The organism is Janthinobacterium sp. CG_23.3, from assembly GCF_046115965.1.
Taxonomy (GTDB): domain Bacteria; phylum Pseudomonadota; class Gammaproteobacteria; order Burkholderiales; family Burkholderiaceae_D; genus Janthinobacterium.
Map to the genome: position 1 here is coordinate 35,528 of NZ_JBJXIB010000036.1, position 7,175 is coordinate 42,702.

At 64.4% G+C, this 7,175-nt stretch carries 7 protein-coding genes and 1 pseudogene; 1 reads left to right on the top strand and 7 read right to left on the bottom strand.

The window, feature by feature from the left end:
* Positions 1 to 181 precede the first annotated feature (181 nt).
* Positions 182 to 1,453, top strand: a complete 1,272-nt coding sequence (locus ACFDR9_RS11165; protein WP_051068380.1) for an NRAMP family divalent metal transporter — start codon at positions 182 to 184, stop codon at positions 1,451 to 1,453.
* Positions 1,454 to 1,468: 15 nt separating this feature from the next.
* Here the strand turns inward: ACFDR9_RS11165 and ACFDR9_RS11170 are convergent, their stop codons facing one another.
* From ACFDR9_RS11170 to ACFDR9_RS11200, 7 genes and pseudogenes are all read right to left on the bottom strand, one after another.
* The gene (locus ACFDR9_RS11170) at positions 1,469 to 1,831 is read right to left on the bottom strand and encodes a hypothetical protein (protein WP_017877318.1); all 363 of its coding nucleotides are present in this window, start codon (positions 1,829 to 1,831) and stop codon (positions 1,469 to 1,471) included.
* 322 nt (positions 1,832 to 2,153) lie between these two features.
* On the bottom strand, positions 2,154 to 3,122 hold the full coding sequence (corA, locus tag ACFDR9_RS11175) for a magnesium/cobalt transporter CorA (RefSeq protein WP_409031048.1): 969 nt from the start codon (positions 3,120 to 3,122) through the stop codon (positions 2,154 to 2,156).
* Between the two features lie 143 nt (positions 3,123 to 3,265).
* Entirely contained in the window at positions 3,266 to 3,667 is a 402-nt protein-coding gene (locus ACFDR9_RS11180; protein ID WP_409031049.1) for a DUF4124 domain-containing protein, read from the bottom strand.
* Positions 3,668 to 3,767: 100 nt separating this feature from the next.
* Positions 3,768 to 4,490, bottom strand: a complete 723-nt coding sequence (mtgA, locus tag ACFDR9_RS11185; RefSeq protein WP_017877321.1) for a monofunctional biosynthetic peptidoglycan transglycosylase — start codon at positions 4,488 to 4,490, stop codon at positions 3,768 to 3,770.
* Complete coding sequence (gene aroE / locus ACFDR9_RS11190) at positions 4,487 to 5,317, bottom strand: shikimate dehydrogenase (protein ID WP_017877322.1); 831 nt, start codon at positions 5,315 to 5,317, stop codon at positions 4,487 to 4,489. The genes mtgA and aroE overlap by 4 nt, the downstream gene beginning before the upstream one ends.
* Complete coding sequence (locus ACFDR9_RS11195; RefSeq protein ID WP_409031050.1) at positions 5,314 to 6,201, bottom strand: TonB family protein; 888 nt, start codon at positions 6,199 to 6,201, stop codon at positions 5,314 to 5,316. The genes aroE and ACFDR9_RS11195 overlap by 4 nt, the downstream gene beginning before the upstream one ends.
* Positions 6,202 to 6,303: 102 nt before the next feature.
* Positions 6,304 to 7,175, bottom strand: a pseudogene (locus ACFDR9_RS11200) (RNB domain-containing ribonuclease); the annotation flags it as partial.

Here is a 7,175-nt window from a genome sequence, read left to right on the forward strand (position 1 = left end):
ACGCTAACTGGACGCCCCGCGGCGCCGCCACGCATGCCAACCGGCACTAACAATTGCTTACACCTCCGTTACACCGGCGTCCGGCAATAGTTGCTACACTGCGCCAACATGAAACCGCCCCCCTCCTCCTTGAATTAACGCGCCGACCGCCACGTTGGCCGTCCGTTTTGCATTGGCCAACATGACATTATTTAAGCGCATCAGCAACCACGAGGCCGTCCAGGCGCTCGGTCCAGGCTTGATCACCGGCGCCGCCGACGACGACCCGTCCGGCATCGCCACTTATTCCCAAGCCGGCGCCCAGTTCGGCTTCAACATGTTGTGGACGCTGGTGCTGACGTACCCGCTGATGGTCGGCATCCAACTGGTGTCGGCGCGCATCGGCCTGGTCACCGGGCGCGGCCTGGCCGCCAACATCCGCCGCGCCTTCCCCGCTTGGCTGCTCTACAGCATCGTCTCGCTGCTGCTGGTGGCCAACATCATCAACATCGCCGCCGACGTCGCCGCGATGGGCCAGGCGCTGCGCCTGCTGACCGGCGTCGGCTCGGCGCACTTCTATTCGCTCGGCTGCGGCTTCCTCTGCCTGACCCTGCAAATCTTCCTGCCCTACCGCACCTATGTGCGTTACCTGAAATGGCTGACCCTGGGCCTGCTGGCCTACGTCGCCACGGTGTTCGCCATCAAAATGCCCTGGACCGAGGTGGCGCGCCACACCGTCTGGCCCAGCTTCACCTGGAACAAGGAGTCGGTGGCGATGATCGTGGCGATCTTCGGCACCACCATCAGCCCCTACCTGTTCTTCTGGCAAGCCTCGCAGGAAGTCGAGGAGTTGCGCGCCGACGGCGGCGGCCAGCCGCTGCGCAAGGCGCCGGAATACGCCGGCAAACACCTGCGCCGCATCAAACTCGACACTTATATCGGCATGGGGTTTTCAAACCTGGTGGCCTACTTCATCATCCTGACGGCGGCCGCCACGCTGGGCGTGCACGGCATCAGCAACATCGACAGCTCGGCCCAGGCGGCCGAGGCGCTGCGGCCGATCGCCGGCGAATTCGCCTTCTTCATCTTCGCCATGGGCATCCTGGGCACCGGCCTGCTGGCGGTGCCGGTGCTGGCCGGCTCGGCCGCCTACGCGGTCACGGAAAGCTTCCGCTGGCCCAACGGGCTGGACCTGAAGGCGCTGGAGGCGCGTGAATTCTACGTCATTATCTCGCTGGCGACGATAGGCGGCATGGCGCTGAACTTCGCGCCGATCGACCCGATCAAGGCGTTGATCTGGTCGGCCCAGATCAACGGCGTGATCGCGGTGCCGATCATGGTCGTGATGATGCTGCTGGCGCATAACAAGAGCGTCATGGGCCGCTTCACGCTGACGGCCCGCCACACCGCCATCGGCTGGATCGGCGTGGCGGTGATGCTGGCGGCGGTGGTGGCGATGTTCGCCACCATGTAGGCGCAGCCGCGGCCCTTACTGGATCTTCAGGTCGCCGTCGATGTTGGCGATGTCGCCGTGGCCGGCGATGTAGCGGGTGATGTCGAGCGTCGCCCATTGCCAGCTGCCGTCGATCTTTTGACAGTACGCCGACAGCACCACCGAAACGTTTTCGGTGGTCTGTTTGTAACTGCCGTTGGGCACGAAGCCGGCGCTGGGCGCGGCGTCGTTTTCCGCCTGCAGCGAACCGTCCAGGTTGACCAGGCCGCCCGACAGGTTGGTGATGTTGGCGCCGCTGGCGACCCAGCTCTGGTCGCGGCGCTGCGCCTTGCCGTACAGGTTGGAATTGATCTGGGTGGCAGTTCTTTGATAGCTGCCGGATGGAACGAATCGAGACATGGTGACTCCCTGTTGGACTGTAAAGCGTCGCTTTGTCACAGCCATCTTTTTACCCGCGGCGCAAAGGCAAAAAGAACAAACTCTGGCGCCGCTACCCGGACCCGGCGTCGTATCAATATGGAACAGTTTCGTGCATATTTTCCGACCTATGCTCTCCAATTGTCACCCGCATCGAAACAGGCATGACACAAATAAACCTTGCTGGCCCTAGCTCAAGATTGCTTGCTTTTTGTAATGTCGGAACATGACTAGACGTGACGAAATAAGTCATCCATGGCAGCGGATGACATATTTCATCAGTCCTCGCGGGAACGCCGGGAACTTATTTGAGCCAGCCGCGGCGGCGGAAGTACCAAAACGGCGCGATCGCGCTGGTGATCATCAGCGCCAGCGCGAAGGGATAGCCGAGCGGCCAGTCCAGTTCCGGGAACCAACCCTTGAAATTCATGCCGTAGATGCTGGCGATCAAGGTCGGCGGCAGGAAGGCGACGCTGGCCACCGAGAAGATCTTGATGATCTTATTCTGGTTGATGTTGATGAAACCGACGGTGGCGTCCATCAGGAAGTTGATCTTATCGAACAGGAAAGAGGTGTGGCCGTCCAGCGATTCGATGTCGCGCAGAATTTGCCGCGCCTCCTCGAATTGTTCGGAATTGAGCAGGCGCCCGCGCATCAGGAAGCTGACGGCGCGGCGCGTGTCCATCATGTTGCGGCGGATGCGCCCGTTCAAATCTTCCTCGTGGGCGATGGAGTTCAGCGCGGCGGCCGCGTCCTGGTCGGTGAACTCTTCCTGCAGCACGCGGCCGCTGACCTCTTCCAGGTTCTGGTAAATGCCCTCGAGCGCGTCGGCCGAATACTCGGCGTCGGTGGCGTACAGGTCCAGCAGCACGTCCATGTAGTCGGCGATCGAACCGGGCCGCGAGCGCGCGCGCATGCGCACCAGGCGGAACACCGGCAGGTCGTCGGTGTGCACCGAGAACAACATTTTCTTGGCCAGGATGAAGGCCACGGTGACGATGCGCGACGGCCCGTCGTCCTCTTCCAGCAGGAAGTCGGTGCGCAGGTGCAGGTCGCCGTTTTCCGCCTCGTAATAGCGGGCCGACGCCTCGATGTCCTTGACTTCGTCTTCGCCCGGTAGCGTGACGCCGTAGATCGCCTTGACCCAGGCGCGCTCGTCGTCGTTCGGGTCGGTCAGGTCGACCCAGACCGGCTCCACGCTTTCCAAGTCGGTGCGGCTGTCGATCGGCACCTGGTTGAGCCGGCCATTTTGTAAAACAAAGACATTGATCATGCGCGCTCTCAGCCGGACGTTGGGTTGTCGTATATCGTATAGATGGTGCTAGCGCCGGCCGCCAATCGCAGCGCCAAAATCAAAACAGCGCAAGTGTACCCGCAAAGCCCTTTTCCCGACCAGTCCGGTCGCGAAATTTTGCCTCAGCGGGTAGCCTTTTCAATCATTTTGTCCTGCATGGTGGCGGGCGCCGTGTCGGGCGCCGCTGCCGCCGGCGCTTTCGGCGACTCGATGCCCTTGGTCCGGTGCACCACCACTACTTCGCTGCCGGGATGGTTGGCCGCACAGTCGACGTCGGACAGCACGGTGTTACCGTTGATGACGCATTTGCGCAGCACGCCGGCGGCCGGCGCGCCCAACGCCTGTTGCGAACTTTGCACGACGGCTTCGGCGCCGGCGCTCTTGACCAGCTTGTGCCAGCCGTCGGCAAACAGGTTGCGTTCGGCGCGCATGGAAAATAGCGCCGCCAGGGCGACGGCCGCGAACGCGGCGGAGAGGATGGCGACCCAGTACAAATTGATGGCGCCGCGTTGTCGATGATGCATTGTTACCTCCTTGTGGTGGAAACGAACAAAACCAACGGGCTCGGAACTCAAGCCGCGAAGTGCGCGCCGACCTACGCCACGCTAACTTAACGCCCCGGCGTTACGGCAATTCGGCCGAGCCCATGCGGCGCAAGATGACGCCGGTGCGCCGCGCCAGGTAGCCGGACCCGCGGTGCTTGTCGAAAAAGCGCGGATTGGGCAGCATCACGGCCAGCTTGGCGGCCTGGCTGGCGCCCAGGCCCGCCGCGCCGACGTTGTAGTAGTGGCGCGACGCCGCTTCGGCGCCGAAAATGCCGGTGCCGAACTCCACCACGTTCAGGTAGATTTCAAAGATGCGTTCCTTGTCCATCAGCGTTTCCAGCATGAACGTGATGATCAGCTCCTGGCCCTTGCGCAAATAGCTGCGCGAGCCGGACAGGAACAGGTTCTTCGCCAGTTGCTGGGTGATCGTCGAGCCGCCCGACACCACCTTGTGCTTGCGGGTATTCTTTTCGTAGGCCTTTTGCAGCGCCTCCCAGTCGACCCCTTCGTGCCCGGAGAAGTTGGCGTCCTCCGAGGCGATGATGGCGCGCTTGAGGTTGTTCGAGATGCCTTGGTACGGCACCCAGGTGTGCTTCAGCTCGGCGTTCGGGTTTTTCTCCTGCAACACCGACAATTGCTCGCGCATGAAGGCGGTGCTGTCCGGGTCGTGCTTGACCCACCAGCAAATTTGCAAAAGGAAATACAACTGGATCACCAGGAAGGCGCTCACCGGCAGCAGGAAAATCCACTTGATCCACCCGCCGATGCCGCCGCGCGGCGCCGTCTTGCGCGCCTTGCTCATAGCGCCGCGCGCAGTCGCGCCAGCACCGCGGCGGTGTCGGGGCGCACGCCGCGCCAGACCAGGAAGGCTTCGGCGGCCTGTTCGACCAGCATGCCCAGGCCGTCGCGCACCTGGGCGCCGTGGGCGGCGGCAAATCGCATGAATACCGTCGGCTGGGCGCCGTACATCATGTCCAGCGCCAGCGTGTGGCTGGCGAACAGCGCCGGCGCCAGCGGCGGCAGTTCCCCGCCCAGGCTCGCCGAGGTGGCGTTGATGATCAGGTCGAAGGGCGCGTCCGGCTGGTCGAATTCGCAGGCTTGCAGCAACCCGGCGGCGCCGGCCAGCGGCGCGAACTGCAACACCAGCGCGTCGGCGGTGGCGCGCGTGCGGTTGGCGATTAGCAATTGCGCCGGGCGCTGCTCCAGCAGCGGCAGCACGACGCCGCGCGCGGCCCCGCCCGCGCCCAGCAGCAGCACGCGCTTGCCGGCGATGTCGACGCCGGCGTTGCGCATGATGTCGGCGACCAGGCCGTCGCCGTCGGTGTTGTCGCCGTGGATCTCATTGTCGATGAAGCTCAGGGTGTTGACGGCGCCGGCCGCCTGCGCCCGCACCGTCAGCGCGGTGGCCAGCTTGCACGCCTCCAGCTTGAACGGCACCGTCACGTTGGCGCCCTGGCCGCCGGCGGCGAAGAAGGCGCGCGCGGCGGCGGCGAAGCCGTCCAGCGGCGCCAGCATGCGCTCGTAGGCGATGTCCTGGCCGGTCTGGGCGGCGTAGGCGGCGTGGATCTCGGGCGATTTACTGTGCGCGATCGGGTTGCCGAACACAGCATAGCGGGCGGCGCCGCTCAATGCGCGCTACCAGTCAGATTGGCTTCCATTTTTTCTTCACGGGTAAATTTGAACCGCGTGATGATAACCCACAGATCATCCTTGTCGCTAGATAACATATTCGGCGGGAAACGCCCGAACGGCGCCGCGCGCCGCACGATCGCCAGCGCGGCGGCGTCGAGCGCCGGGTTGCCCGAACCTTTCTCGATGCGCACGCCGCCGTCCTTCATATAAATCGTACCGTCCTGGAAAATCGGGATGTAGACCACCAGCTCGCCGTACATCTTGCGGCCGTTTTGCTGCGGGAAATTGAGCGTGCCGATTTCCTCGACGCGCTTTTGCATGGTCTTGTAATACATCGCATAACCGACCTCCTGCGTGCTGGGCGTGATGAAGGTCTTGCGCGGGCGCTTGTTCTGGTCTTCGATGGTCTGGTTGATTTCGGCGCTCATGCGGGCGATCGCCTTGCTCGTTTCAAGCAGGTCGGCGCCCTTCGGGGTCGGGTCGGGCGGGTTTTTTTCGGTGATCGGGGCGGCCCGGTACGGCGTCGGCTGGTGCACCTGCGTCATCAGGTCGCGCTGGCGCTGCTCCAGATCGGCGATGCTGCGCTTGCTCGACTTGACGCTGTCGCCGGTTTCCATCTTGCGCATGTCGGGCAGCGGCGACTTGGCGCGGCCGGCGTCGGCCTGGCCGCCGCCGTCCAGGTTGGCCTGCGCCAGCGCATCCGCCTTGAGCGGCTTTTTCTTGTGCTTGGCGTTGACCAGGATCACTTCCAAGCCGGGATCGGTGGGCGCCAGCGGCGGCGGCGCGGGCGCGACGAAGCGCACTCCCAGCAAAGCGCCGTGCGCCAGCAGCGAAATCGCGACGGCGATGATCAGGAAACGGTTTTGTTGAAAATACGTCACGCGCAAGCAGGCATCGGTTCGTTACTTCGGAAGAATAGCGATAGTGGGGATTCTACGTGATTGGCGCCGCGCCCTTCCGGGTTTTTCGCGGCGCCCACGGCTTTACTCCACGGCCGGCTCGGTGCCGGCGGCGGCGCTGGCCAGTTCGGCGTCGGCGTCGGCGCCCTGGCCGGCCTCCTGCAAGGTTTCGGCGGCGGCGGCGGCGCCGTCCTGGTCGGCCTCGTCCTCATAGTCCAGCTCGGCGTCCGCCGCCAACTCCGGCGCCGCCGCGATGTCCAGCAGCCGCACCTCGATCGACAGGTCGACCTCGTCCCAGCGCAGGATGTCGAGGGTGACCGAGGCGCCGCGCGCCACCTGCGGCATGCCCGGCAGCTTGATCACCAGCGGAATGTCGACCAGGCGCAGCAGCTCGTCCTTCAACACCACGGCCTCGACCTGGCGGGCGGTTTCCTGGCCCAGCCAGCGCAGGCACCAGTAGCGTTCCATGTTCGACTGGAAATCGCCGTAGGCCGCGTAGGCGGCGTCGAAGGCCGACACGATGGCGAACAGATTGGCGTCGCGCGGCTTGAACGGCGCCACCAGCGGCGCCGTCACGCCGTGCTCGGCGCAGGCGATGATTTGCCACTGGTTGACCAGGTCGGTGTAGCGGCGCAGCGGCGAGGTGCTCCAGGCGTACTGGTCGACGCCCAGGCCCTGGTGCGGCGCCGCGTGCGTGACCATGCGCACCTGCATCTTGGCGGCCCAGCCGTTGCCGCTGCCGCCGCCCTGGGCGCGGTAGATGCCGGGCACGCCGTGCTCGTGCATCAGCTTGCCCCAGCTGCTGTTGGCGAAAATCATCAGTTCGGCGACGATCTTGTCGAGCGGCGCGCCGCGCTTTTGGCGCGCCCCCACGCCTACGTTGGTTTTTACACCAAAAGTTCAATCTACCCCGTTGTTCTTCTCCCGCCTCCGGCCAAAACCCCCACGCCTTTTTC